The following is a 25,391-nucleotide window of genomic DNA, read 5'->3' as shown; positions in this document are numbered from 1 at the left end:
CATTCCCGCGCAGGCGGGAATCGCTCCTGCTCCTGCATGAGCGCACCTTGCCCACGACGTTTTCCGGTAAGAAGCGAAGAGCGATTCCCGCCTGCGCGGGAATGACGAGCAGGAAAGAAGCGCTCGCATGATCGAAGACTTCCTCTCCCACCTCCAGGTCGAACGCCGCATGTCGGCGCATACGCTCGACGCCTATCGCCGTGATCTCACCGCGCTGATCGAGTGGTCCACGATGCAAGGCATCGACGATCTGACCGCGCTGGATGCCGAACAACTCCGCGCCTTCGTCGCCGCCGAACACCGACGTGGGTTGTCGCCGAAAAGCCTGCAGCGCCGCCTTTCCGCCTGCCGCAGTTATTTCAACTGGCTGCTCCGGCATGGCCGCATCGCCGCCAGCCCCGCTGCCGCGTTGCGCGCGCCGAAGTCGCCGCGCAAATTGCCGCAGGTGCTGGATGCCGACGAGGCCTCGCGCCTGGTGCAGGTGCCGACCGACGCGCCATTGGGGTTCCGCGATCGCGCTCTGCTGGAACTGTTCTATTCCTCCGGCCTGCGCCTGAGCGAACTCTGCGGCCTGCGCTGGCACGACCTCGATTTGGCCAGCGGTTTCGTCACCGTGCTGGGTAAGGGCAACAAGCAGCGCAAGGTGCCGGTGGGTTCGCATGCGCGCAGGGCGCTGGAAGCCTGGCGCGAGGAGCGCAAGGTCGTGAACGAGGCGCCGGTGTTCCCCGGACGCGACGGTGGTCCGATCTCGCAACGCGCGGTGCAGATCCGCATGAAGTTGCTGGCGCAGAAGCAGGGCCTGTTCAAGAACGTGCATCCGCACATGCTGCGGCACAGCTTCGCCAGCCACATCCTGGAATCCTCCGGCGACCTGCGCGGCGTGCAGGAATTGCTGGGCCATGCCGACATCGCCACCACCCAGATCTATACCCACCTGGATTTCCAGCATCTGGCCAAGGTGTACGACGCCGCGCATCCCAGGGCGAAGCGGAGAAAAGGCGAGGAGTGAGTGGAGAGGAGTGAGGAACGAGTAGGGCCAAAGCTCCGTTTAACCCACTTCTCACTCCTCGTTTCTCGTTCCTCGTTCCTCGTTCCCATGCCAAAGGTCATCTTGAACTGCACTTCATGCACCCCCACTGCATTGGGGACGCCATAACAGACCTGCCCATGGACCCCAGCCAGAACCCCAATGTTTTCCACGCCACCACGATCCTGTCGGTGCGCCGCAACGGCCGCGTCGCGGTCGCCGGCGACGGGCAGGTGACCCTCGGCCACACGGTGATGAAGGGCAATGCGCGCAAGGTGCGCCGCCTGGGTCGCGATGGCCAGGTGCTGGCCGGTTTCGCCGGCGCCGCCGCCGACGCCTTCACCCTGTTCGAGCTGTTCGAGGCCAAGCTCGAGAAACACGGGCAGTTGCAACGCGCCGCGGTCGAGCTGGCCAAGGACTGGCGCACCGAGCGCCGCCTCGGCAAGCTCGAAGCGCTGCTCGCCGTCGCCGACAAGGACACTTCGCTGATCATCAGCGGCACCGGCGATGTGATCGAGCCGGAGGACGGCATCATCGCCATCGGTTCGGGCGGCGCCTACGCCTTGTCGGCCGCACGCGCGCTGATGGCGCATACCGAAATGGACGCGAAATCCATTGCGGTCGAGTCGCTCAACATCGCCGGCGACATCTGCATCTACACCAACCGCAACGTGGTGGTCGAGGAGCTATAGGAACGAGTGGAGAGGAACGAGGAGCGAGTGAAAGCCGACCTCGGTTCCAATCCACCGCCTTCACTCGTTCCTCGTTCCTCTCTACTCGTTCCTGGATTACTCACCCCATGTCCCAGACGTCCAACATCTCTTCCACCATGACCCCGCGCGAGATCGTGCAGGAACTCGACCGCCATATCGTCGGCCAGCACGCGGCCAAGCGCGCGGTCGCCATCGCCCTGCGCAACCGCTGGCGGCGCATGCAGTTGCAGCCGGACCTACGCGATGAAGTGATGCCGAAGAACATCCTGATGATCGGCCCCACCGGCGTCGGCAAGACCGAGATCGCGCGGCGCCTGGCCACGCTGGCCAATGCGCCGTTCGTGAAAGTCGAAGCCACGCGCTTCACCGAGGTCGGCTACGTCGGTAAGGACGTGGAACAGATCGTGCGCGACCTGGCCGACACCGCGGTCAAGATGTACCGCGAACAGGCCAAGGCGCGGGTGCGTACCCAGGCCGAGGAGCGTGCCGAGGACCGCATTCTCGATGCGTTGCTCCCGCGCCGCAGCACCGGCATCGGCTTCGATGCGGAAGCCGCGCGCAACGAGCCGTCCGCCCAGGACGGGGATACCCGCAACAAGTTCCGCAAGATGCTGCGCGCGGGCGAGCTGGACGATCGCGAGATCGAGCTGGAACTCTCCGCCAACGTCAGCATGGACATCATGACCCCGCCGGGGATGGAGGAAATGGGCCAGCAGCTGCGGCAGATGTTCTCCAACATCGGCGGTGGAAAGTCGCATGCGCGCACTCTGGCGATCAAGGCCGCGCGTCCGCAATTGATCGAGGAGGAAGCCGCCAAGCTGGTCAACGAGGAAGACATCCGCGCCGCCGCCATCGAGGCCTGCGAGCAGAACGGCATCGTGTTCATCGACGAGATCGACAAGGTCGCCAAGCGCGGCGGCAACATGAGCGGCGGCGACGTGTCGCGCGAGGGCGTGCAACGCGATCTGCTGCCGCTGGTGGAAGGCTCCAACGTCAGCACCAAGTACGGCACGGTCAAGACCGACCACATCCTGTTCATCGCCTCGGGCGCGTTCCATCTGGCCAAGCCCAGCGACCTGATCCCGGAACTGCAGGGCCGTTTCCCGATCCGGGTGGAGCTGTCGGCTTTGTCCAAGGAGGATTTCGTGCGCATCCTCACCGAACCCAAGGCCGCGTTGACCCGCCAGTACGAAGCGTTGCTGCAGACCGAAGGGGTGACCGTGGATTTCACCAGCGATGCCGTCGATCGCCTCGCCGAAATCGCCGCGCAGGTCAACGAGCGCCAGGAAAACATCGGCGCGCGCCGCTTGCATACGGTGCTGGAACGCCTGCTGGATACGCTGAGCTACGAGGCGCCCGATCGCGACGGGCAGAAGGTCAGCATCGACAAGGCCTACGTGGATTCGCACCTGGGCGAACTGGTGCAGGATCCGGACCTGAGCCGCTACATCCTGTAATTCCCCGTAGGAGCGGGCCTTGCCCGCGATGCTCTTGCGCGACATGGCCGAAGAGCATCGCGGGCAAGGCCCGCTCCTACGGCCGCGGCGGGTCATCGCGGCTCCCTGCGACTCCGATCTTGACGGAGGGGTTGCGTGCGCGATCAATCCTCGCCGATATCCTCGTTCCACACTTCCGGATTGGCGGCGATGTAATCGCCGAGCATGGCGATGCATTCCTCGCTGCGCAGGTCGATCACGTTGACGCCGTTGTCGCGCAGCCAGTCGATGCCGCCGCTGAAGTTGACCGATTCGCCCACCACCACCGTGCCGATATTGAACTGGCGCACCAGGCCGCTGCAGTACCAGCACGGCGCCAGCGTGGTGACCATGATCGTGTCGCGGTAGCGACGCTGGCGGCCGGCCTTGCGGAAGGCGTCGGTTTCGCCATGGACCGAAGGGTCGTTTTCCTGGATACGACGGTTGTGGCCGCAGCCCAGCAGCTTGCCGTCCTGGTGGAAGAGGGCTGCGCCGATGGGAATCCCGCCCTCGGCCAGGCCTTGGCGGGCCTCGGCGATGGCCGTGTCCAGCAGGGCGCGGTAATCGATGGTCGAAATCACGGGTTGCTCCATGCAGCGGTGGTCGTGGCAGAGCTTGCCATGGCAGCAGGTCGCGAAACAGCCAGGGAAGTCCGTATTCACATTGCGACGGTCTTGGCCGCCGACCGCTTTCGTTGCACCATGCAAGCGCGTGGCATCGAAATCCGGCCGCAGGGCCTTGGGGGAGTCCATGAAACAGCTCATCGCAACCTGCCTGGGTCTGGCGCTCGCCGGTTTTTTGCCCGGCGCCAGGGCGGAGATCGTGCAGGGCCAGCTTGAGTTGCGCTGGGGCGATCCGATTCCCGTGCATGGCAAGTCGCAATTGCCATCCCGGTTCATCGCAACCCTGGTCGGGGATGACGGCAAGCGCCGTGCGCTGGATCCGGCGCAGGCGCGGCGCGCGGCCGGCGATCTGTACGCGCTGGCCAACCGCCGCGTGGCGGTGGAATTCTCGCAGGCCAAGCGCGGCGGGGGCGCCGCGACCATCATGGCCATCGTGCCGGCCGACCGGCTGCAATTGCCGGGGCTGTCCAAAGCAGTGCTCATGCCCAAGGCGGTGATCGGCAACACCCGCTGGGTGACGGTGGCATGCAAGTTCAGTGACATCGCCGATGAGCAGAAGCCAGTGACTTTCTTCAGCGGCCAGTACGGCACCAATCCCGGCCAGCTGGGCCACTACTGGAAGGAAGTGTCCTACAACAAGATCGACCTGGCCGGCAGCAGCGCCTATGGCTGGTTCACCCTGCCGCAGCCGCGTTCGTTTTACATCACCACGGTTGACGGAGAGGACGATGCGAACCTGGACCAGTTGTTCAAGGACTGTGCCGCGGCCGCCGACCCTACCGTGAATTTCAATGCCGTGCAGGGCATCAACATGATGTTCAACGGCGATCTGGACGGCTCCGCCTGGGGGGGCGGCGCTTGCGGACGGCTGGAAGGGGTCGACAGGTGCATCAGCAACACCTGGAACCCGCCATGGTCGTTCGGCAACTTGGCGCCGCTGGCGCATGAGATGGGCCACGGCTACGGCCTGCCGCATTCGAACAACTCCGATGGCGATGACGACCCCTACGACAATCCATGGGATGTGATGAGCGATGGATGGAGCAATGCGGTTTCCAATGCCACCTACGGTGCATTGCCCAAGCACATCAACGTCCGCCAGCGCGATCGTCTGGGATGGATCGACGCGGCACGCAAGCTGACGGTCCCGGTGGGTGGTTCGGCCAGGGAAGTCCTGCTGGACCGGGCGAGCCTGGCCGGATCGACGAACCGGCAGATGATCGTGCTGTCGCTTCCGGCCACCGACGTGGCCGGGAATGCGTACTACACAGTGGAGGCGCGTGGCCGCACCGGTACTTATGAAGCCGCACTCGCGGGCGCGGCAGTGATCGTCCATGGCATCGATGCGGACGGGGTCGCCTACAGCATGGATGCCGATATCCCGCCCGCTGACCGGTCCAACAACGAGGGTTCGATGTTCAAGGTGGGCGAGACCTGGGTTTCCCCGGATGGATCGCAGATGGTGAAGGTGCTGTCGGCCACCGCCAATGGGTTCATTGTCCGGATAGGCAAATGGCACTCGACCGGCGGGCCATTGCTTCCCCGCACCAAACCAGCAGCGGTCGCCAGGCCGGCGCAGGCCCAGCCCGCATCGGGGACTGCTACCCGGCGGCGTCCGGGTCCCGGTTGCGGCGATTCCTCCAGCGCCACGCGATGCAACGACAGGATCCGATGATCCGGCGTGGTCCATGGATCCATGGACCGCGCGATTCGCCGCCCCCCGCACCGGCAATGCGATAATGGCCGCATGAGCGAATCCCCCTACAAATCCGGCACCACCCATTTCGGCTTCAAGGACGTCGCCGCCAAGGACAAGCAGAAGCTGGTAGGCGAAGTATTTTCCTCGGTCGCGGGCAACTACGACCTGATGAACGACCTGATGAGCCTGGGCGTGCATCGGGTGTGGAAGCGCTATTTCGTCGGCACCGCGCAGGTCAAGCGCGGCGACCGCGTGCTGGACCTGGCCGGTGGCACGGGCGATATCGCCGCGCTGTTGAAGGAGCGAGTGGGCGACGAAGGCGAGATCGTGCTCGGCGACATCAATGCCGGCATGCTCGGCGTCGGCCGCGACCGCATGACCAACCGCGGCCTGGTCGACGGCCTCGATTACGTGCAGTGCAACGCCGAGGCGCTGCCGTTCCCGGACGCCAGCTTCGACCTGGTCACGATCGCCTTCGGCCTGCGCAACGTCACCGACAAGGACGCGGGCCTGCGCGAGATGTTCCGCGTGCTGAAAGTAGGCGGACAGGCGCGGGTGCTGGAATTCTCGGAAGTGACCGTGGACTGGTTCAAGCCGGTCTACGACTTCCACTCGTTCAAGATCCTGCCGAGGCTGGGCCAGTTGTTCGCCCGCGACGCCGACAGCTACCAGTACCTGGCCGAAAGCATCCGCAAGCACCCGCCGCAGGAAGAATTGAAGGCGATGATGCAGGAGGCCGGTTTCGAGCGCTGTGGCTACAAGAACCTGTCCGCGGGCATCGTCGCGGTGCATACCGGCTACAAGGTCTAGATCCTGTCGGAGCGGCGTCCCGCCGCGAGTTCTTGCCCTTTGGTCCTGGCCGGCGGTATTCCCGGTAGCCCTGAAATTGGTGCGCCGCCCCAAGCTCGCGGCGGGACGCCGCTCCCACGACCTGTTCAGGACTCTGCCGTGCCGGGGGAGGGTAAACTTGCCGCATCCCCCGATCCGGATATCAAAAAATGCGTTCAGCTTTCCTGTTGCTGTCCTGCGCCGTCGTGCTGGCGGCTGGCTGTTCCCGTGATGCCAACCCCGCCCCCGAAGCCAAGTCCGCCAAGCCGGCGACCGATGCCGTGAAAACCTCGCGCAGCAACGACGAGAGCTCCTATGCCGAACCCGGCAAGGTCGTCATCAGCGACCTGGCGCTGGATCTGGCCATCGATTTCGACAAGAAGCAGATCGGCGGCACCGCCACCTACAAGCTCGACTGGAAGGACAAGTCCGCCACCCAGCTGGTGCTGGATACGCGCGCGCTGACCATCAGCAAGGTCGAGGGCGACGATGGCAAGGGCAACTGGACGCCGTTGAAGTACGCGCTGGCCGCCAACGACAAGATCTACGGCAGCAAGCTGACCATCGAAACGCCGGCCCGCAACGCCAACGTGCAGGTCACCTACAACACCTCGCCCGAGGCCTCGGGCCTGCAGTGGCTGGAGCCGTCGATGACCGAGGGCAAGCAGTTGCCCTTCATGTTCAGCCAGTCGCAGGCCATCCATGCGCGCAGCTGGGTGCCGCTGCAGGACACGCCCAGCGTGCGCTTCACCTACACCGCCCACGTGACCAGCCGTCCCGACGTGATGGTGCTGATGAGCGCCGACAACGACCCCGCCGCCAAGCGCACCGGCGACTACACCTTCAGCATGCCCAATCCGATCCCGTCGTACCTGCTGGCGATCGCCGCGGGCGACCTGGTGTTCAAGCCGATCTCCGCGCGCAGCGGCGTGTGGGCCGAGCCGACCATGGTCGACAAGGCGGCCAAGGAATTCGAAGACACCGAGAAGATGATCGCGACCACCGAGGCGCTGTACGGTCCGTACCGCTGGGGCCGCTACGACATGCTGGTGTTGCCGCCGTCGTTCCCGTTCGGCGGCATGGAGAATCCGCGCCTGACTTTCGCCACGCCCACCGTGATCGTCGGCGACAAGTCGCTGGTGTCGCTGATCGCGCATGAGCTGGCGCACAGCTGGTCCGGCAACCTGGTCACCAATGCCAGCTGGAAGGACATCTGGTTGAACGAGGGCTTCACCACCTACGTGCAGGCGCGCATCACCGAGGCGCTGTACGGTCAGGAAGCGGCCGAGATGGAGCGCCAGACCGACCAGGTCGACCTGCTGAACGAAGTGAAGGACATGAGCCCGGCCGACCAGGCGCTGGCCTTGCCGGCGCTGACCGAGCGCGATCCGGACGACGCGCTGAGCAACGTGGCCTACGTCAAGGGCGCATGGTTCCTGCAGTTTCTGGAGCAGCGTTTCGGCCGCGAGGTGTTCGATCCGTTCCTGCGCGGCTGGTTCAACGACCATGCCTTCCAGAGCGCCAACACCGACCAGTTCGTAGCCTATTTGAAGAAGAACCTGCTGCCGAAGAACCCGAACGCGGTCACCGCCGCCGAACTGGATGCATGGCTCAACCAGCCGGGCATCCCGACCTTCGCCACCAAGGCGCAGTCGCGCGGCTTCTCCAGCGTCGATACGGCGCGCATCGCCTGGCTGGGCAGCAATATCCTGCCGACCGCGCAGGTCACTTCCGAATGGAATACCCAGCAGTGGGTGCACTTCATCGCCGGCCTCGGCCCGACGCTGAAACCCGAACAACTCAAGCAGCTCGACGACGCCTACCACTTCACCGGCACCGCCAACGGCGAGATCGCGATGCGCTGGTATCCGCTGGCGGTGCGCAGCGGTTACGCCGAAGCGCAACCGGCGATCGCCGCGTTCCTGGAACGGGTAGGCCGGCGCAAGCTGATCATGCCGATCTACGAGGAACTGGTGAAGACGCCGGAAGGCCTGGCTTTCGCCCAGGACACCTTCGCCAAGGCGCGGCCCGGTTCCAACCCGATCACCACCGCCTCGGTGGAAGCGGTGCTGGCCAAGGCGGAAGGCGGCAAGTAAACGATGCGTCCATCGCGTCGCTTGCTGTCGCATCGCCTGCTGTCACATCGCATGTTGAAAACGGTCGCCTTGCTGGCGGCCGTTTTTATTTGCGCCATGGCCGTGTGGTTGTGGCGCGATCCGTTGGCGCTGGTGCACGCGGAATTCGCGCGGCAACGCTGGAGCGCCGGCCTGTCCCTGGGCCAGGCGCAGGTGGCCGGGCATCGTTGGGTGTACGCGATGCGTGAAGCCGATATCGCCGATGCGCCTACGGTGGTCATGATCCACGGCTTCACCGGCGGCAAGGAAAACTGGTATCCGCTCGCCGCAAGGTTGCGCGGGCGCTATCGCCTGTTGATCCCGGACCTGCCCGGTTGGGGCGACAGCGAACGCATCGAGGGCGCGGATTACGGTTTCGTGGCGCAGAGCGGGCGCGTGGCCGCTTTCATCGGGCAGGTCGCGCGCGCAGGCTCCGCAACAGCCGGGGGCAGCGAGGTCGTGTTGCTCGGGCATTCGATGGGCGGCGGCATCGTCGCCCTGGCCGCGGCCGATCGTCCGCAAGACATCGCGCGCGTCGGCCTGTTCGATGCCGCCGGCGTGCGTTTCAAGGACAATCGCTTCGGCGAGGAAGTATTGGCGGGGCGTAATCCGTTCGCGGTGAACGACGAAGCCTCGCTCGATCGCTACCTCGATACGGTTTTCCATCTTGACTCGGCCAAGCCGTGGATTCCCTGGCCGGCCTCGCGCGCGCTGATCGCCTGGCGCAAGCGGCAGGCATCTTTCGAACAAGGCGTGCTGGACAGGATCGGCCGCGGCGACGAGCGCTTCCTGCCGGGCGAAGCCGCATCGCGCATCGACCAGCCGGCACTGCTGCTGTGGTGCCGGCAGGACCAGGTGATCGATCCCAGCGCGATCGACCTGTACGGCGCGCGCATGCCGCAGGCGCTGAAAGTGATGCTGGACGGTTGCGGGCACATGTCGATCATGGAACGACCGGACGACGTGGCGGCATCGGTACGATTGTTGATCGACAAGGGAGAACCGCGATGAAGAAAACGATCCTGCTGGCTTGCTGCATGCTGGCATTGGCCGCGTGCGGAGACCGCGAAGCCGAACAACGCGCGGCTGTCGCCGCGCAAGCCGCCGCGCGGGAAGAAGCGGCGGCGACCCTGGCGCGCGAATACGACAATGCGGTCACCGCGCAGAACTGGGAAATGGCGCGCGTGCACGGCGCCGCGCTGCTGTCGCAGTATCCCGACTCGCAAGCGGCGGAAAAAATGAAGGCCGGCTACGAGGAAGTGAAGGCCCGGGGCGAGGCCGCGCGCGAGGAGCGGCGCCTGCAGGGGCTATGGAACTACGCCCAGGTCGCCGACGGCGGCGGCATCCAGCGTTCGGCGATGATCTACAGCAAGGATCCCCTCGACCTGGATGGCAGCGGCGCGAAACCGGTGCAACTGGTGTTCCGCGACCATCCCAAGTGGAAGCGCAGCGCCTACCTGGTGCTGCAGGCCAGCGATTTCCGCTGCCCCGGCGGCTGCAAGGTGAAGGTGATCGCCGATGGCGCGGCCAAATCGATGGATGCCTGGCGTCCCGATACCGACGAGGCCATCGCCATGTTCATCACCAACGACAAGGCGCTGTGGAAACTGCTGCGCAAGACCAAAGTGGCGTCGATCGAATTCCCGGTGAAGGGCGGCGGCACGCGCACGGCGGTGTTCGAGACGGGCGGGCTGGATGGGTCGCAGATGCCGGGCTGGGATTGAATCTTGTCCGCGGCTGGAACGGCAAGGCTCGGCATCATCGCGATGATGCTGGCCCTGGCTTCCTGTGCGTCGGCGCCGGATCCCGACCGGGCGGATGTGCAGTCCAACGCATGCGCTCGAATCGGCGAGGTGCCTGATCCGATCCGTCGGGATTTTTCGTTGAATCCCTTCTACGAGAAGTATGCCGACGCCAACGGATTGCCGGTACTGTCTTCGGCAGATCCCGACGATGCGGCTCTTGAGCGCGCCTGCAAGCTGGCGGTGAACATGCTGTCCCATCGCCCCGATGTACGCGCCAAACTGATCGAGTTGCGTGCGCGCTTCGTGGTGATCGGGCGGCATGAGGGCACGGCCGACATCCCCGAATACGGGTTCCGGGACAAGTCGCAGCAAGAAAGGGACGCGATCAACGCCCGCGCGCGTGGGCTGGGCGGGCAGGCGGCGTCCTGCGGCGAAGAAAACCTCATGTGCCAGTCCGGTGATCGTTACCCGACCGAAAGCATTTGCGTCCACGAGTTCTCGCACACCATTGGCCAGGGTGTTTATGAGCTGGACCATGGATTTGGTGATCGTTTGCAGCATGCGTTCGATGCTGCCAAGGCAAGTGGCATCCTGGACGAAAGCTATCGCGCGGAGAACCCGGACGAGTACTGGGCCGAAGGGGTGCAGGATTGGTACGGCACGAACGCCCAGTCCAGTCCGCCCGATGGCGTGCACAATGCGGTCAATACGAGACGGGAGCTCGAAGCATTCGATCCACGCTTGTCCGCATTGATCGGCGAGGTTTTCCCAACGGATACGGATTGGCATGACTGTCATGTCGGTGATGAATGACGCGCACGAGGCTGACGAGTAGGGGCCGGCCTCGACCCGTCTCCAGTTGAGCCACGATATCCGGGAGGACGGGCCCAGGCCCGCCCAGCATCTGCGGCATCACGCGATGTTTTCCTGCCGGGAGTAAGCTCCGGCACATGGCGTGCGGCTCCGTGCCGGATTCGCAAGCCAAGGTGACGCGACGCCGGACGCGCGCGCCAGGTACACCAGCGACGCATCGCCGCATGGGACGGCAGGCGGGCGCCACGCGGAGGCGATCATGCTCTCTCCACGACTGCACAACTTTCTCGACGAGCGCCACGGCCACTACACAGCGTTCACCCACGACCGCACCATCACCGCGGACCAGACCGCCAACGCGGCGCATATCGGCCGCCAGCATTTCGCCAAGACCGTGATGCTGAAGGTAGACGACAAGCTGGCGATGATGGTGATGCCGGCGTCCTACCGGATCGATCTCGTGCGCCTGTCGCGTGCGCTGGGCGGCAGCCTGGTGGAACTGGCGCAGGAAAATGAATTCCGCGATGCGTTCCCGGATTGCGAACTCGGCGCGATGCCGCCGTTCGGCCATCTCTACGGCATGCCGGTGTATGTCGATTCGCGCCTGACCGGACAGGCCGAGATCGCCTTCAACGCCGGCTCGCATACCGATGTCGTGCGCATGCCCTACGACGAATTCGAGCGGCTGGCGCAGCCCGAGCTGCTTTGGCTGGCGCATGTGATGTGAGGAGCGAGGAGCTAGGAGCGAGGAGTGAGTTAAGAGGAGTGAGGAGTGAGTAAAGGCGGTCGGCTGTTGCTTTCTCTCACTCCTCACTCCTCTTAACTCACTCCTGCTTCTTAAGTCACTCCTGCTCCAGATCTTAATTGTCGGAAATTTGTCGGAAGCTCAGGTCGGTCGCGCCGGATTCATCCCCGGCACCGAAGCGCAGGCGCTCAGGGCCTAGAATGGAGGAGAAGCGGGCTGGTGAAGGCCTCTTTTCCCTTGCCATCCATCCGCTTCCTTCTCCGGCGCCAACCATGCCCAGGCCTCCCGTCACTCCGGTTTTTGCTTCCCTTTTCCAGCGCTTGCAACCCATCGCCGTCTTCTTCCTCATCGGCCTGTTGATACTGGGGCTGTCGCGGCTTGGCCTGGCCTGGTGGCAGGCCGAGGACATCAGCGCAGTGAATGGTTGGGCGCCGGTATTCGTGCAAGGTCTGCGCGTGGACATCGCCAGCCTGTGCATGTTGTACGGAATCCCCGGCGTATTGGCCTTGCTGCTGCCGGAGGGGGGCTGGGTCGGCCGCGCATGGAAAGGCTTCCTGCGCCTGTGGCTGACGCTGGCGACCTGCGTGCTCGCGTTCCTGGAACTGTCCACCCCGGATTTCATGGAGGAGTACGGGCTGCGGCCGAACCGGATCTTCCTCGAATACCTGATCTATCCCCGGGAAGTGGCCAGCACCCTGATCAAGGGTCATACCTTCAGTCTGATCCTGGGCGTGGCGCTGGTCGCGGCGCTTGCCTGGGCGATGTGGCGCGTCGCCGGACGCTTGCTTGCGCGTCCCTCTTCCGGTGGCGTGGGTCTGCCGTGGCGCGTGCCCTGCGCGTTCCTGTTCCTGCTGCTGGTCGGCTTCGGCGTGCGTTCGACCCTGGGCCATCGGCCCTTGAACCCGGCCATGGTCGCTTTCGCCACCGATCCGACCGTCAACGTGTTGCCGCTGAATTCCTTCTATTCGGTGGCCCATGCGGGTCGAGAACTGCTGCAGACAAGCGATACTTCCCGCCTTTACGGCGACATGTCCCTGGCGCAGGTGGTGGGCGAGCTGCACGCCCACGGCGGCCTGCCTGCTTCGGCCTATGTTTCCGGCAAGCTGCCGACGCTGGCGGCGCGGCCGCCGCAATACACCGGCAAGCCGCGCAACCTGGTGATCATCCTCGAAGAGAGCCTGGGCGCGCAGTTCATCGGCAGCCTTGGCGGCATGCCGCTGTCGCCGAACTACGATCGCCTCAGCCAGCAGGGTTGGGCGTTCGACAATCTGTATGCGACCGGCACGCGATCGGTGCGCGGCATCGAAGCGGTGCTGACCGGCTTCACCCCCTCGCCGGCGCAGGCGGTAGTGAAGATGCCGAAGAGCCAGCAGCAATTCTTCACCCTGGCCGAACTGCTCAATCGCCGCGGCTACGACGCGGCGTTCTACTACGGCGGCGAGAGCCACTTCGACAATATGCGCGGCTTCTTCCTCGGCAACGGCTTCACCCGCATCGTCGACCAGGACAATTACAAGAAGCCGGTATTCACCGGATCATGGGGCGTATCCGACGAGGACCTCTTCTCCAGGGCCGATGCCGAGTTCCGCGGCCTGCACGCGCAGGGGAAACCGTTCTTCGGACTGGTGTTCAGTTCGAGCAACCACGATCCATTCGAATTCCCCGATGGGCGCATCGATCTGTACGAGCAGCCCAAGCAGACCCGCAACAACGCGGCCAAATACGCCGATTACGCCATCGGCACGTTCTTCAGGAAAGCCATGGCCTCGCCGTACTGGAAGGACACCGTGTTCCTGGTCGTGGCCGACCACGACTCGCGCGTGCTGGGCCAGGACCTGGTGCCGATCGCCAACTTCCACATCCCGGGTTTGATCCTGGGCGCTGACATCGCGCCGCGTCGCGATCCGCGCATCGTCAGCCAGGTCGACCTGGCGCCGACGCTGCTGTCGCTGATCGGCATCGACGACCCCACGCCGATGACCGGGCAGGATCTCACCGACCCGGAGCGGCTCAGGCCGGGTCGGGCGATGATGCAGTACGACCGCAATTTCGCCTGGATGAGCGGCAACGACGTGGTGATCCTGCAGCCGGACAAGCCTGCGGAGGGTTTCCGCTACGATGCCGTCACCGATCGCCTGTCGCCGGCGACCGCTTCCGCGCAGATGACGCGGACTGCGCTGGCGCATGCGATGTGGGGAACCGAGGCTTACGAGCAGGGGCTGTACCGGTTGCCGCCGGTGCCTAAGAAATAGCTGTGGGGAGGAGTGAGTGTGGAGGAGTGAGAAGTGAGTAAAGGCGGCCGGCTGTTGATTTCTCTCACTCCTCACTCCTCCACACTCACTCCTGCTTCATAGCGAGTAGCCGAACTGCTGCTTGAACTGCTCGTTGAACTCGTCGTAGTCGAAGCGCTGGTTCTGGGTGCCGGGGTGTTCGACCTTCAGCGCGCCCATCAAATTCCCCATGCGGCCGATGGTCAGCCAGTCGTAGCCTTTCTCGATGCCGAAGATCAGGCCGGCGCGGAAGGCGTCGCCGCAGCCGGTCGGATCGGTGACCCGGCGCTCGTGCGCCGGTGGGATGTCGTAGCTCTTTTCCGCGGTGTGGATCTGCGAGCCGTGCGGGCCGCGGGTGGTGATGTAGGCCTTGACCCGCTGCATGATCTCGTTCTCGCTCCAGCCGGTGCGTTCCTGCAGCAGGTTGGATTCGTAGTCGTTGACGGTGACGTAGTCGGCCTGTTCGATGAAGTGGCGCAGTTCGGCGCCATTGAACAACGGCATGGCCTGGCCCGGGTCGAAGATGAAGGGAATGCCGGCCTCGGCGAATTCGGTCGCGTTCTGCAGCATGCCTTCGCGGCCGTCGGGACTGACGATGCCGAAAGTCACGCCGGCCACGTTCTTCACGTGGTTCTCGTACGAACGCATCATCGCGCCCGGGTGGAAAGCGGTGATCTGGTTGTTGTCCAGGTCGGTGGTGATGAAGGCCTGCGGGGTGAACAGCTCGTCGATGACCTTGACCTGGCTCATGTCGATGCCCTGTTCCACGAACCATTCGCGGTAGGGGCCGAAATCCTGGCCCACGGTGGCCATCGGGACCGGTTCGCCACCCAGCAATTTCAGGTTGTAGGCGATGTTGCCGGCGCAGCCGCCGAACTCGCGGCGCATGCGCGGCACCAGGAACGACACATTCAGGATGTGCACCTTGTCCGGCAGGATGTGGTTCTTGAACTGGTCCGGGAACACCATGATGGTGTCGTAGGCGAGGGAACCACAGATCAGTGCGGACATAGGCCGTGCTCACGGGAGGCGGCCCGTTGCCGCAAGGCGCACAGGTTAGCGGCAAGGGGTTGAAAGGTGAAGCCGCCCGCTTTGCGGGCTGTGAAGTCGGTGGCTTCGCCACCTGTGAATCGCCAGGAAAAGCCCGCTGTTTCTCTTTGCAGGCCGCGAGCGGCCGACTTTCCCCTTTGCAGCGCCGCAGGCGCGACTTCAGCGGGCCGCGTCGCCCGCAATGGGGATCGGGGAGTCGGACGTTTCGCCATCCGCGAAGAAACAGGAGAAAAGCCCGCCGCTTCACTTTGCAGGCCGACTTCACACTTGCCAGCGCCGCAGGCGAGAATTCCCGCTATTTCCCGGGTTTTAGCTTGCCGCACCCCGGGTCGGTTGTTAGTCTAGCGAACCCCCGAATTCCCCTCCGCGCGGACACTCCGCCGCTTCGGCACAGCAGGACTCTTTCCCCGATGTTCTTCAAGAAACTCCGCGGCATGTTCTCCAACGACCTGTCCATCGACCTGGGCACGGCCAATACCCTCATCTACGTGCGCGGGCAGGGCATCGTCCTGAACGAACCGTCGGTGGTCGCCGTGCGCCAGGACCGCGCCTTCGGCGGCAACCGCACCGTGGCCGCGGTCGGCGCCGAGGCCAAGCAGATGCTCGGCCGCACCCCCGGCAACATCACCACCATCCGCCCGATGAAGGACGGCGTGATCGCCGACTTCACCTATACCGAGGCGATGCTCAAGTACTTCATCAAGAAAGTGCACAAGTCGCGCTTCCTGCGTCCCAGCCCGCGGGTGCTGGTCTGCGTGCCGGCCGGCTCCACCCAGGTGGAGCGCCGGGCGATCAAGGAATCGGCCGAAGAGGCCGGCGCCCGCGACGTGTTCCTGATCGAGGAGCCGATGGCCGCGGCGATCGGCGCCGGTCTCCCGGTCACCGAGGCGCGCGGCTCGATGGTCATCGACATCGGCGGCGGCACCACCGAAGTCGCGGTGATCTCGTTGAACGGCATCGTCTATTCGCAGTCGGTGCGGATCGGCGGCGATCGCTTCGACGAGTCGATCACCAACTACGTGCGCCGCAACCACGGCATGCTGATCGGCGAGGCCACGGCCGAGCGGATCAAGCTGGAGATCGGTTGCGCCTATCCGCAGCCGGAAGTGGTGGAAATGGAGATCTCCGGCCGCAACCTGGCCGAAGGCGTGCCGAAGATGATCAAGATCACCTCCAACGAGGTGCTCGAGGCCCTGCACGAACCGCTGGCCGGCATCGTCAGCGCGGTCAAGCTGGCCCTGGAACAGACCCCGCCGGAGCTCTGCGCCGACGTGGCCGAGCGCGGCATCGTGCTTACCGGTGGCGGTGCCCTGCTGCGCGACATGGATCGCCTGATCTCCGAGGAAACCGGCCTGCACGTGCAGGTGGCCGACGATCCGCTGACCTGCGTGGCCCGCGGCGGCGGTCGCGCGCTGGAGCTGGTGGACATGCACGGCAACGAGTTCTTCGCGCCGGAGTGAGGGGAGAAACGAGTGGAGAGGAACGAGGAACGAGTAAAGGCAGCCACCTTTGCATGTCGTTTCCGCTCCCGTGAATCCGCTTTTCGCAGCATGACTGCTGCCACGCCGGTGCCACGAAGATCCGATCATTGCCGTCAAAGATCGGTATTTGCCCTAGGTAGGTCCTCGTTTCTCGTTCCTCGTTCCTCGTTCCTTACTCCCCGTTCCTCGCTCCTCACTCCTCCCCACTCGTTCCTCGCCTAAGTGCCCTCCTACGCCGGCCCTCCCGTCACCGCACGTCCAGGCGAAGTCGCCAGCACGCTCAGGCTGCTGGCCTATCTGGCGCTGGCCATCACCTTGGTCATCTTCGACCATCGCGGCGGCTGGCTGTCGCAGCTGCGGGTCCAGGCCAATGTCGCCACCCAGCCGCTGTGGTGGCTGGCCGGACTGCCGGGGCGGCTGGGCGCGCGCATGCAGGAGGACGCCGGTACCCGCGCCCACCTGACCAGCGAAAACCGCAACCTGCGCAATGAGCTGCTGATCGCCAATGCGCGCCTGACCCGGCTGCAGACCGCCGCCGCCGACAATGCGCAACTGCGCGCGCTGCTGGGGGCGACGGAAGGCCGCGGCCTGGACGTGCAGCTGGCGCCGATCCTGGACATCGACCTGGACCCCGTGCGCCAGCGCCTGGTGCTGGACGCGGGCAGCCGCGATGGCGTGCACGTGGGCCAGGCGGTGATCGATGCCGGCGGGCTGATGGGCCAGATCATCGAGGCCACGCCGGGCCATGCCACGGTGCTGCTGCTGACCGATCCCGACCATGCGGTGCCGGTGGTGGTGGCGCGCAACGGCGTGCGCCTGATCGTGTACGGGCGCGGCGACCACCTGGAACTCTCGGACGTGCCCTTGAACACCGATGTGAAGCAGGGCGATGTGATCGTCACCTCCGGACTGGGTGGGCGCTTCCCGGCCGGGTTCCCGGTGGGTACGGTCACCAGCCTGCGCAGCGACGACAGCCGCGCCTTCCTGGTCGGCGAACTGGAGCCGGCGGCGCAGCTCGATCGCGGCCGCGACGTGCTGTTGCTGCGATCGGCGCCGAACCGCTTGCCGGCCCTCCCGGCGGCTTCGGGCGTCGACAGCGTTGGCGTGGTGGCGCTGGGCGCATCGACGGTTTCCGACCCCGCGGCCCATCCACTGGTCGATCCTTCCACCGCGTCTCCGGCGGCGATGCAAGCGGATCCCGCGACCGATCCGGCCGCCGAACGTGCCGTGGGGCCCGGGCGATGAGCCGCGCCCGCAATGGCTGGATCCTGCCGGTCAGCATCGTGATCGCGCTGCTGCTCGGCCTGTTGCCGCTGCCGCCGGTGCTGCAGCCGCTGCGGCCCTACTGGCTGGCGCTGGTCCTGGCGTACTGGGTGATCGAGGCGCCGGAGAGCGCGGGCCTGGGTTTCGCCTTCATCGTCGGCCTGGTCGCCGACCTGATGTTCGGCGGCCTGCTCGGCGAACAGGCGCTGCGGCTGGTCATCATGACCTTCATCCTGCAACGCTTCCGCGCGCGTTTGCGCTTCTTCCCGCTGTCGCAGCAGGCCCTGGCCATCGGCGTGCTGTTGTTCAACGACCGCGTGGTCGCCGGCGCAGTGCATCTGACCCTGGGCGAACCGGCGCTGCCTTGGAGTTACTGGTGGGCGCCGCTGCTGGGCATGTTGCTGTGGCCGCCGCTGTTCCTGCTGCTGGACGCGACGCGCCTGGGCAAGCGCAAGTAGGCCATGAGACCGGCGCGTCGACCGTCGAAGAACCCGCATGCGGAAGCCGAGCAGTTCCGCCGCCGCGCGGTGCTCGGCTTCGTCGTGGTGGCGGTCGCGCTGTTCGGCCTGGGTGGCTGGTACTTCAAGCTGCAGGTGCTCGATCACGCCGCCTACGCGACCTTGTCCGAAGCCAACCGGATCAAGCCCCGGCCGGTGGTGCCGGGACGCGGCAGCATCTTCGATCGCAAGGGTAAATTGCTGGCCGAGAACGTGCCCGCCTTCCGCCTGGACGTGATGGCGGAGAAGGCCGGCGACATCGACAAGCTGGTAGCCGAGCTCGGCAAGATATTCACCCTGGCGCCGGAAGACATCGAACGCTTCGACGCCACCCGCAAGGCGACCCGCGGGTTCCGCCCGGTGACCCTGAAACTGCGGGTCAGCGAGGACGAGATGGCCCGTTTCGCGGTGGACCGCTGGCGTTTCCCGGGTGTGGAACTGGAGCCGTACCTGACCCGGCGTTATCCCTATGGCGACCTGTTCGCGCACATCATCGGCTACGTCTCGCGGATCGACGAAAAGGACCTGGAAACGCTGGGCGAAGGCAATGCGGCGCTGACCCACATCGGCAAGACCGGGCTGGAACGCTATTACGAGGAAGTGCTGCGCGGAAAGGTCGGTTACGAACAGGTCGAGACCAATGTCGAGGGCCGCGCGCTGCGCACCGTCGGCCGGGTCCCGGCGCACGCCGGCACCGACCTGCGCCTGAGCGTGGACGCCGACCTGCAGCGGGCGATGGTCGAAGCCTTCGGCGATCTGGAAGGCTCGGCGGTGGCGCTGGATCCGCGCACCGGCGAAGTGCTGGCCATGGTCAGCCTGCCCAGCTTCGATCCCAACCTGTTCGTCAACGGCATCTCGCATGTCGACTTCGATGCGCTCAACACCAATCCGTCGCGGCCGCAATTCAACCGGCTGGTGCTGGGCGGGGTGGCGCCGGGTTCGACGGTCAAGCCGCTGACCGCGCTGGCCGGCCTGGACAGCGGCCTGCGCAAGCCCGAGGACCGGATCCTTTCCACCGGCATGTTCCGCCTGCCCGGCATGAGCGGGCGTGGCTGGGGCGACTCGCATCGCGGCGGCCATGGCTGGACCGACGCGCGCAAGTCGATCTACGAATCGGTCAACACCTATTACTACCGGCTGGCGCTGGACATGGGCGTGCAGCGCTACGACGAATACATGGCCCGCTATGGCTTCGGCCAGAAGACCGGCATCGACCTGATGGGCGAAATCGAAGGCATCGTGCCCTCGCCGGAAAGCAAGCGGAAATACGCCAGGGAACGCTGGTATCCCGGTGATCTGGTCAACGCGGCCATCGGCCAGGGCCTGTGGAAGGCGACCCCGCTGCAGCTGGCGCGCGGGGTGGCGGCGATCGCCGACGGCGGCGTGATGCGGCGCCCGCACCTGGTGGCCGAACAGCGCGCCGGCTTCGATGCGCCGTGGCAGCCGCTGCCGCAACCGGCGCCGCTGCGCATCAGCGATCGCGCCGACCACGTGCGCGTGGTCCAGGAAGGCATGGAAATGACCGTCACCATGGGCACCGCGGCCAGCGTGTTCCGTGGCTCGGCCTATCATTCGGCCGGCAAGACCGGCACCGCGCAGGTGGTCAACCGCAGCACGGTCGCGGTCAACCCGAAATCGTTGCCGCTGTGGAAACGCCATCGCGCGCTGTACATCGGGTACGCGCCGGCCGAGAGTCCGACCATCGCGGTGGCGGTGATGGTCGAAGGCGGCGGCTATGGCGCATCCACCGCGGCGCCGATCGCGCGCAAGGTCTTCGACGCCTACCTGCTGGGCAAGATGCCCGACGGCACCCGGCTCGACGCGACCGATCCGGACGGCACCCAGTCGGTGCAGGTGGGCTTGCCGGCACCGGCGCCGGCGACTCCACCGGCTGCGGACTCGACCGCCGCGGTCGCCAATGGGGTGGTGCGGCCATGAGCGAAATCCTGCGCTGGTTGCTGGACCTGGTGCGCTACTTCCTGCGCACCCTGGACTGGCCCTTGCTGCTGGCCTTGTCCGCGCTGATGGGTATCGGCCTGGCGGTGCTGTACAGCGCCGGCGGCGACAGCCAGGGCATGCACCTGATGCTGGCCCAGGGCGTGCGCTTCGCAGTCGGCCTGGCGGCGATGTGGGGACTGTCGCGGGTCACGCCGACGCGTTTGCGCGCCTGGACGCCGGGCGCGTACCTGGCCTCGTTGCTGCCGTTGCTGCTGGTGCTGTTCATCGGCAGCGGCCGGCACGGCAACCACTGGATCGACCTCAAGCTGTTCTATTTCCAGCCCTCGGAACTGATGAAGCTCAGTCTGCCGATGATGATGGCCTGGTACCTGCACCGCGAACCGCTGCCGCCGCGCCTGCGCACGGTGCTGGCGGCGGGCGCGTTGATCGGCGTGCCGACCGGGATGATCCTGCTGCAGCCGGATTTCGGCACCGCCATGCTGGTCGCGGCCAGCGGCGTGTTCGCCTTGCTGCTGGCGGGCCTGCCGTGGTGGTGGGTGGGCGTGGCTGTCGGAGGAGTGTCGGCCGCGGCGCCCGCGGCCTGGTTCTGGTTCCTGCGTCCGTACCAGAAGGACCGCATCCTGACCTTCCTCAATCCCGAGAACGACCCGCTCGGCACCGGCTGGAACATCATCCAGTCGAAGATCGCGATCGGCGGCGGCGGCCTGACCGGCAAGGGCTGGGGCGAGGGCACCCAGTCGCACCTCAACTTCCTGCCCGAGCACACCACCGACTTCATCTTCGCGGTGCTGTCCGAGGAATTCGGCTGGATAGGGGTCGCCGTGGTCCTGGCCCTGTACCTGTTCGTGATCGGCCGCTGCCTGTGGATCGCCATCGACGCGCGCGACACTTACTCGCGCCTGGTCGCCGGCACCATCGGCCTGTCGTTCTTCGTCTACGTGATCGTCAACGGCGGCATGATCTCCGGTCTGTTGCCGGTGGTCGGCGTGCCGATGCCGCTGCTGAGTTACGGCGGCACCTCGGCGGTGTCGCTGCTCGCGGGCCTGGGCCTGGTGATGTCGGTGCGCGCGCATCGGCCGGTGCATGGGTATTGAAGGCGAGGAGTGAGTGGAGAGGAACGAGGAACGAGAGGAAGAGCGCGGCTCTACGCTCTTGCTCCTTCTCACTCCTCGTTCCTCACCACTCGTTCCTCGCTATTCCCGATTCACTATTCCCCGCAACCCCCATGCTACCCTCGGCGCCGATGACCCGAACCGCTCTTTTCTGCCTGTTCACGCTCGGCCTCGTCGCTTGCGCGACGCCGGTGAAATCCCCGACTCCCGCGCCGCAGACCGCAGGCGAGCCGGTGAAACCAGCGACTCCCGCAATCGGCACGACTCCCGCGGAAACCTCCGTCGAAGCGATGCCGGTGGGTGCGCCGGTCGATCTGGTCCCGGTTCCCTTCGAAACCGCGCGCGCCGATTTCGTGCGCGATACCGCGGCGAAGTACGCCATCGCCCCGGCCACCATCGAAGCCACGCTGGCACAGGCGCAATTCCTCGACAGCGTGGTGTCGTTGATGTCGCGTCCGGCCGAACGGGTCAAACCGTGGAGCGAGTACCGCCCGAATTTCATCACCGCTTCGCGGATCGAAGGCGGCCGCGCGTTCCTGGCCACCCATCGCGATGAACTGCAACGCGTGCAGGCGCGCACCGGAGTGCCGGCGGAGATCATCGTCGCCATCATCGGCGTGGAAACCAGCTACGGCGGCTTCACCGGCAAGACCCGCGTGCTCGATGCGCTGTACACGCTCGCGTTCCGCTATCCGCGCAGCGGCAACCCGGAACGCGCGGCCTACGAATACAAGCGCGAGCTGTTCTTCCGCGACGAACTGGCGCAGCTGTTCGCGCTGGGCCGCGAGGAGAACCTGGACATCGCCAGCCTCACCGGCAGCTATGCCGGGGCGATGGGCCTGGGCCAGTTCATGCCGTCCAGCTATCGCGAATTCGCCGTGGATGGCGACGGCGATGGACGCCGCGACCTGTTCAACGACTACGACGACGTGTTTTCCTCGATCGCCAATTATTTCCTGAAGAAGGGCGGCGAGCGCGGTGGCTGGGTGCGGGGTGGGGCGGTCGCCGCACGCGCGGAATTGCAACCGGGCTTCGCCGAATTCAATCCGGAAACCTGGACCCCCGATTACACCCTCGCCGACCTGGCCCAGCGCGGTTATCGTCCGCTCGATCCGGTCGCGCCGGACGCCACCGCCACGCTGGTGTCGCTGGAAGGCAGCACCGGCAAGCAGTATTGGCTCGGCTTCCAGAACTACTACGCCATCACCCGCTACAACAACTCCAAGATGTACGCGATGGCGGTGTACCAGCTGTCGCAGGCGATCGCCGGCAAAGAGATTCCCCCGGCATGAGGTGGCTGGCGCTGCCGTTGCTGGCCCTGGCCCTGGCGGCATGCAGCACCGCACCGAAGAAGTCCCCGCCGTCCGCCTCCGCCGCGGCCGGCAGGCATGGCCCTTCCGCGCCGCAACCGCAGGCGGGCGCCGCTGGTTGCAGCGGCAAATACATGCCGGCGCAGGAGGATTTGAGCAAGCGCGGCGACTACAAGGCCGGCGGACTGTATGCGCCTGGCGTCGCCGATACCACGCCCGACCACGTGCCCGATGTCGATTGCATCGCCGAGCCGGTGGTCACCAATGAGCCGCGCTCGCCGGTCGGCAATCGTTCGCCCTACAGCGTGCTCGGCAAGAAATACCAGGTGCTGGATCGCGTCGATGGCTACGTGGAACGCGGCACCGCGTCGTACTACGGCAACAAGTTCCATGGCCGCCGCACTTCCAACCAGGAGGTGTACGACATGTACGCCTTCACCGCCGCGCACAAGACCCTGCCGCTGCCCAGCTTCGCCCGGGTCACCAACCTGGACAACGGCAAGTCGGTGGTGGTGCGGGTCAACGACCGCGGCCCATTCCACGATGGCCGGGTGATCGACCTGAGCTATGCCGCCGCGGTCAAGCTAGGCATCACCCAGCGCGGCACCGGCCGGGTCGAGGTGCGCGCGCTGACCGGCAAGGACCAGGGAAGCGTGCTGGCTGCGACGACGCCCGCGCCGGTCAGGACCACCATCGCCACCGGCATCCCCACGCGCATCGCCACCGGCGAGCCGACGGCGATGGACGAACTGGTCGGCAAACTGCCGCAGGTCGCGTCCACGCCGGCACAGGCTCCGCCAACAGCGACTACGGCATCGCCGGCAGCGCAGTCCCTGCGTTACCAGGTCGCCCCGGAGCCGCGGACGATCGCCAGCGCGGACAATTTCGACGCCTGGATGCGCGAGCAGGGCGTCCGCGTCGCCGCCGGCAAACCGATGCCGGTCGCAGCCGCGGCGGCGGCGATGCAGGTCGCCTCGGCCACGCCCGCCGCAGTTGCGGTCGCCGCACTGCCGAGGCAAGCATTCCCCGCTGGCGATGTGCAGTTGCAGGTCGCCAGTTTCGCCAGCCGCGAGAACGCGGATCGCGCGCTCGCACGCCTGAGCGCGGCCGGGATCGCCCGCGCCAGCCTCAGCGATGTGGCCAGCAACGGCCGCACCCTGTGGCGCTTGCGCGTGCAGGCGGCCGACCAGGCCGCAGCTGTGGAACTCGCTGGCCGCATCGCCGGTCTGGGTTTCGGGCAGCCGCAATGGGTCAGGGAATAAAACGGTTGGTGGTTGGTGGTTCTCGGGTGGTGTAGAGCCGCGATGTCGCCAACCACGAACCACGAACTACCAGCCAGCCCCGAACCCTTACAATCCCATCCCTACAGGCCCCGGCCTTCCAGGAGTTCGCATTAGATGAAGTTCCGTTTCGCAATCGCCGCACTGGCCACCGTTTCGGTCGGGCTGGCCTTCGCCCAGACGCCGACGCCGCAACCCGCGCCGCAAGCGGCTGCGCCGACTCCTGCAGTCGCCATTCCGCCAGCGCCCAAGCCCGCCGGTACCGCCTGGGTGCTGATGGACTACACCACCGGCCAGGTACTGGCCGGAGAGAACTACGACGAGCGCCTCGAACCGGCCAGCATCACCAAGGTGATGACGTCCTACGTGGTCGCCGCTGAAATCAAGAACGGCAAGATCAAGCCCACCGACCCGGTGCTGATGAGCGAGCGCGCCTGGCGCGAAGGCGGCGCCGGCACCGATGGCAGCTACAGCGGCTTCGAATTGAACAAGACCGCGCCGCTGGTGGACATGGAAAAGGGCATGGCGGTGCAATCGGGCAACGATGCGGCGATCGCCCTGGCCGAGCACACCGCCGGCAGCGAGGAAGCGTTCGCTTCGCTGATGAACAGCTATGCCGCCCGGATCGGCATGAAGAACTCGCACTTCGTCAATGCCCACGGCCTTTCCGCGCCGGAGCATTATTCGACCGCCCGCGACCTCGCCCTGCTGGGTCAGGCGATGATCCGCGACTATCCCGAGACCTACGCCTACAACAAGATCAAGGAATACAAGGTCGGCGCGATGAATCCGCAGCCCAACCGCAACTTGCTGTTGTGGCGCGATCCGGCGGTGGACGGGATCAAGACCGGCCATCATTCCGGTGCGGGTTACTGTCTGATGAGTTCGGCCCAGCGCGGCGACCAGCGACTGATCGCGGTGGTCATGGGCTCCACTTCCGAGAAACAGCGCGCCGACGACAGCATGGCGCTGTTGAACTGGGGTTTCCGCTTCTTCGAGACCCATCGCCTGTACGAAACCGGCAAGGCCATCGCCCAGCAGCGGGTATGGAAGGGCGCCAGCAAGCAGGTGCAGCTCGGCGTGGCCAAGCCGTTGCTGGTCGGCGTGCCGCGCGGCCGCTACGCCGATCTGAAGCCGTCCATGGACGTGCCCAAGGTACTGGAAGCGCCGATCAAGAAGGGCCAGGCGATCGGCACGGTCAAGGTCAGCCTGGATGGCAAGCTGGTGGCGCAGGCCCCGCTGGTCGCGCTCAACGAAGTGGAACAGGGCGGTTTCTTCCGCCGCCTGTGGGACAGCTTCTGGATGTGGTGGGAATCGGAATAAGCGGCCCCGCTGCGGAAACAGGAGAAGCCGGCGCAAGCCGGCTTTTTCGTGCCTGGTACTCCCG

Annotated in this window: 21 protein-coding genes; 19 read left to right on the top strand and 2 right to left on the bottom strand. The window is 65.8% G+C overall.

Features of this window, described 5'->3' with window-relative positions; genetic code table 11:
• The first annotated feature begins 91 nt into the window (after positions 1 to 91).
• From xerC to hslU, 3 genes are all read left to right on the top strand, one after another.
• On the top strand, positions 92 to 1,009 hold the full coding sequence (xerC, locus tag CSC74_RS10840; protein WP_281349759.1) for a tyrosine recombinase XerC: 918 nt from the start codon (positions 92 to 94) through the stop codon (positions 1,007 to 1,009).
• A 158-nt stretch (positions 1,010 to 1,167) separates the two neighbouring features.
• Entirely contained in the window at positions 1,168 to 1,719 is a 552-nt protein-coding gene (gene hslV, locus CSC74_RS10835; RefSeq protein ID WP_162314476.1) for an ATP-dependent protease subunit HslV, read from the top strand.
• Between the two features lie 107 nt (positions 1,720 to 1,826).
• A complete protein-coding gene (gene hslU / locus CSC74_RS10830; RefSeq protein WP_281349750.1) occupies positions 1,827 to 3,197 on the top strand; it encodes an ATP-dependent protease ATPase subunit HslU in 1,371 nt (456 codons plus the stop codon).
• A 143-nt stretch (positions 3,198 to 3,340) separates the two neighbouring features.
• Here the strand turns inward: hslU and CSC74_RS10825 are convergent, their stop codons facing one another.
• Positions 3,341 to 3,796 (bottom strand): nucleoside deaminase, encoded by a 456-nt coding sequence (locus CSC74_RS10825; protein ID WP_162314475.1) that lies wholly within the window; start codon positions 3,794 to 3,796, stop codon positions 3,341 to 3,343.
• 169 nt (positions 3,797 to 3,965) lie between these two features.
• Between CSC74_RS10825 and CSC74_RS10820 the strand changes: the two genes are divergently transcribed.
• From CSC74_RS10820 to CSC74_RS10785, 8 genes are all read left to right on the top strand, one after another.
• Complete coding sequence (locus CSC74_RS10820; RefSeq protein ID WP_162314474.1) at positions 3,966 to 5,513, top strand: metallopeptidase domain-containing protein; 1,548 nt, start codon at positions 3,966 to 3,968, stop codon at positions 5,511 to 5,513.
• Positions 5,514 to 5,585: 72 nt separating this feature from the next.
• Positions 5,586 to 6,347: a bifunctional demethylmenaquinone methyltransferase/2-methoxy-6-polyprenyl-1,4-benzoquinol methylase UbiE gene (gene ubiE / locus CSC74_RS10815; protein WP_162314473.1), complete on the top strand. Its 762-nt coding sequence runs from the start codon at positions 5,586 to 5,588 to the stop codon at positions 6,345 to 6,347.
• A 188-nt stretch (positions 6,348 to 6,535) separates the two neighbouring features.
• A complete protein-coding gene (locus CSC74_RS10810; protein ID WP_162314472.1) occupies positions 6,536 to 8,461 on the top strand; it encodes a M1 family metallopeptidase in 1,926 nt (641 codons plus the stop codon).
• Between the two features lie 3 nt (positions 8,462 to 8,464).
• Positions 8,465 to 9,490, top strand: a complete 1,026-nt coding sequence (locus CSC74_RS10805) for an alpha/beta fold hydrolase (protein WP_246193158.1) — start codon at positions 8,465 to 8,467, stop codon at positions 9,488 to 9,490.
• Positions 9,487 to 10,203, top strand: a complete 717-nt coding sequence (locus tag CSC74_RS10800) for a hypothetical protein (protein ID WP_162314471.1) — start codon at positions 9,487 to 9,489, stop codon at positions 10,201 to 10,203. Before CSC74_RS10805 ends, CSC74_RS10800 begins: the two co-directional genes overlap by 4 nt.
• A gap of 3 nt (positions 10,204 to 10,206) precedes the next feature.
• The gene (locus CSC74_RS10795) at positions 10,207 to 11,037 is read left to right on the top strand and encodes a hypothetical protein (RefSeq protein ID WP_162314470.1); all 831 of its coding nucleotides are present in this window, start codon (positions 10,207 to 10,209) and stop codon (positions 11,035 to 11,037) included.
• 259 nt (positions 11,038 to 11,296) lie between these two features.
• The gene (locus CSC74_RS10790; protein ID WP_162314469.1) at positions 11,297 to 11,764 is read left to right on the top strand and encodes an aminoacyl-tRNA deacylase; all 468 of its coding nucleotides are present in this window, start codon (positions 11,297 to 11,299) and stop codon (positions 11,762 to 11,764) included.
• A 290-nt stretch (positions 11,765 to 12,054) separates the two neighbouring features.
• The gene (locus CSC74_RS10785; protein ID WP_162314468.1) at positions 12,055 to 14,034 is read left to right on the top strand and encodes an LTA synthase family protein; all 1,980 of its coding nucleotides are present in this window, start codon (positions 12,055 to 12,057) and stop codon (positions 14,032 to 14,034) included.
• Positions 14,035 to 14,130: 96 nt separating this feature from the next.
• Here CSC74_RS10785 and CSC74_RS10780 read toward each other — a convergent pair whose 3' ends face one another.
• Entirely contained in the window at positions 14,131 to 15,063 is a 933-nt protein-coding gene (locus tag CSC74_RS10780; protein WP_162314467.1) for a carbohydrate kinase family protein, read from the bottom strand.
• 449 nt (positions 15,064 to 15,512) lie between these two features.
• Between CSC74_RS10780 and CSC74_RS10775 the strand changes: the two genes are divergently transcribed.
• The 8 genes from CSC74_RS10775 (at position 15,513) to CSC74_RS10740 (ending at position 25,327) form a co-directional block, all read left to right on the top strand.
• Positions 15,513 to 16,562: a rod shape-determining protein gene (locus CSC74_RS10775; RefSeq protein WP_162314466.1), complete on the top strand. Its 1,050-nt coding sequence runs from the start codon at positions 15,513 to 15,515 to the stop codon at positions 16,560 to 16,562.
• 243 nt (positions 16,563 to 16,805) lie between these two features.
• Complete coding sequence (gene mreC, locus CSC74_RS10770) at positions 16,806 to 17,828, top strand: rod shape-determining protein MreC (RefSeq protein WP_162314465.1); 1,023 nt, start codon at positions 16,806 to 16,808, stop codon at positions 17,826 to 17,828.
• The gene (gene mreD / locus CSC74_RS10765; protein ID WP_162314464.1) at positions 17,825 to 18,304 is read left to right on the top strand and encodes a rod shape-determining protein MreD; all 480 of its coding nucleotides are present in this window, start codon (positions 17,825 to 17,827) and stop codon (positions 18,302 to 18,304) included. Before mreC ends, mreD begins: the two co-directional genes overlap by 4 nt.
• A gap of 3 nt (positions 18,305 to 18,307) precedes the next feature.
• Positions 18,308 to 20,281, top strand: coding sequence for a penicillin-binding protein 2 (gene mrdA, locus CSC74_RS10760; RefSeq protein ID WP_162314463.1), 1,974 nt, complete (start codon positions 18,308 to 18,310; stop codon positions 20,279 to 20,281).
• On the top strand, positions 20,278 to 21,396 hold the full coding sequence (rodA, locus tag CSC74_RS10755; protein ID WP_162314462.1) for a rod shape-determining protein RodA: 1,119 nt from the start codon (positions 20,278 to 20,280) through the stop codon (positions 21,394 to 21,396). Before mrdA ends, rodA begins: the two co-directional genes overlap by 4 nt.
• 149 nt (positions 21,397 to 21,545) lie before the next feature.
• Complete coding sequence (mltB, locus tag CSC74_RS10750) at positions 21,546 to 22,706, top strand: lytic murein transglycosylase B (RefSeq protein WP_162314461.1); 1,161 nt, start codon at positions 21,546 to 21,548, stop codon at positions 22,704 to 22,706.
• The gene (locus CSC74_RS10745; RefSeq protein ID WP_162314460.1) at positions 22,703 to 23,986 is read left to right on the top strand and encodes a septal ring lytic transglycosylase RlpA family protein; all 1,284 of its coding nucleotides are present in this window, start codon (positions 22,703 to 22,705) and stop codon (positions 23,984 to 23,986) included. Before mltB ends, CSC74_RS10745 begins: the two co-directional genes overlap by 4 nt.
• Before the next feature lie 135 nt (positions 23,987 to 24,121).
• Complete coding sequence (locus CSC74_RS10740) at positions 24,122 to 25,327, top strand: D-alanyl-D-alanine carboxypeptidase family protein (protein ID WP_162314459.1); 1,206 nt, start codon at positions 24,122 to 24,124, stop codon at positions 25,325 to 25,327.
• Positions 25,328 to 25,391 lie beyond the last annotated feature (64 nt).

This window comes from Pseudoxanthomonas yeongjuensis (assembly GCF_010093345.1).
GTDB lineage: Bacteria > Pseudomonadota > Gammaproteobacteria > Xanthomonadales > Xanthomonadaceae > Pseudoxanthomonas_A > Pseudoxanthomonas_A yeongjuensis.
The sequence above is the reverse complement of the archived record's forward strand: the minus strand, read 5'-3'. Positions and strand labels throughout refer to the sequence as shown.

Bases quoted from the DNA above. Each gene is read 5' to 3' on its own strand.
- hslV (WP_162314476.1), top strand. From the start codon at position 1,168: ATGGACCCCAGCCAGAACCCCAATGTTTTCCACGCCACCACGATCCTG.
- hslU (WP_281349750.1), top strand. From the start codon at position 1,827: ATGTCCCAGACGTCCAACATCTCTTCCACCATGACCCCGCGCGAGATC.
- CSC74_RS10820 (WP_162314474.1), top strand. From the start codon at position 3,966: ATGAAACAGCTCATCGCAACCTGCCTGGGTCTGGCGCTCGCCGGTTTT.
- ubiE (WP_162314473.1), top strand. From the start codon at position 5,586: ATGAGCGAATCCCCCTACAAATCCGGCACCACCCATTTCGGCTTCAAG.
- CSC74_RS10810 (WP_162314472.1), top strand. From the start codon at position 6,536: ATGCGTTCAGCTTTCCTGTTGCTGTCCTGCGCCGTCGTGCTGGCGGCT.
- CSC74_RS10805 (WP_246193158.1), top strand. From the start codon at position 8,465: ATGCGTCCATCGCGTCGCTTGCTGTCGCATCGCCTGCTGTCACATCGC.
- CSC74_RS10800 (WP_162314471.1), top strand. From the start codon at position 9,487: ATGAAGAAAACGATCCTGCTGGCTTGCTGCATGCTGGCATTGGCCGCG.
- CSC74_RS10790 (WP_162314469.1), top strand. From the start codon at position 11,297: ATGCTCTCTCCACGACTGCACAACTTTCTCGACGAGCGCCACGGCCAC.
- CSC74_RS10785 (WP_162314468.1), top strand. From the start codon at position 12,055: ATGCCCAGGCCTCCCGTCACTCCGGTTTTTGCTTCCCTTTTCCAGCGC.
- CSC74_RS10780 (WP_162314467.1), bottom strand. From the start codon at position 15,063: ATGTCCGCACTGATCTGTGGTTCCCTCGCCTACGACACCATCATGGTG.
- CSC74_RS10775 (WP_162314466.1), top strand. From the start codon at position 15,513: ATGTTCTTCAAGAAACTCCGCGGCATGTTCTCCAACGACCTGTCCATC.
- mreD (WP_162314464.1), top strand. From the start codon at position 17,825: ATGAGCCGCGCCCGCAATGGCTGGATCCTGCCGGTCAGCATCGTGATC.
- mrdA (WP_162314463.1), top strand. From the start codon at position 18,308: ATGAGACCGGCGCGTCGACCGTCGAAGAACCCGCATGCGGAAGCCGAG.
- rodA (WP_162314462.1), top strand. From the start codon at position 20,278: ATGAGCGAAATCCTGCGCTGGTTGCTGGACCTGGTGCGCTACTTCCTG.
- mltB (WP_162314461.1), top strand. From the start codon at position 21,546: ATGACCCGAACCGCTCTTTTCTGCCTGTTCACGCTCGGCCTCGTCGCT.
- CSC74_RS10745 (WP_162314460.1), top strand. From the start codon at position 22,703: ATGAGGTGGCTGGCGCTGCCGTTGCTGGCCCTGGCCCTGGCGGCATGC.
- CSC74_RS10740 (WP_162314459.1), top strand. From the start codon at position 24,122: ATGAAGTTCCGTTTCGCAATCGCCGCACTGGCCACCGTTTCGGTCGGG.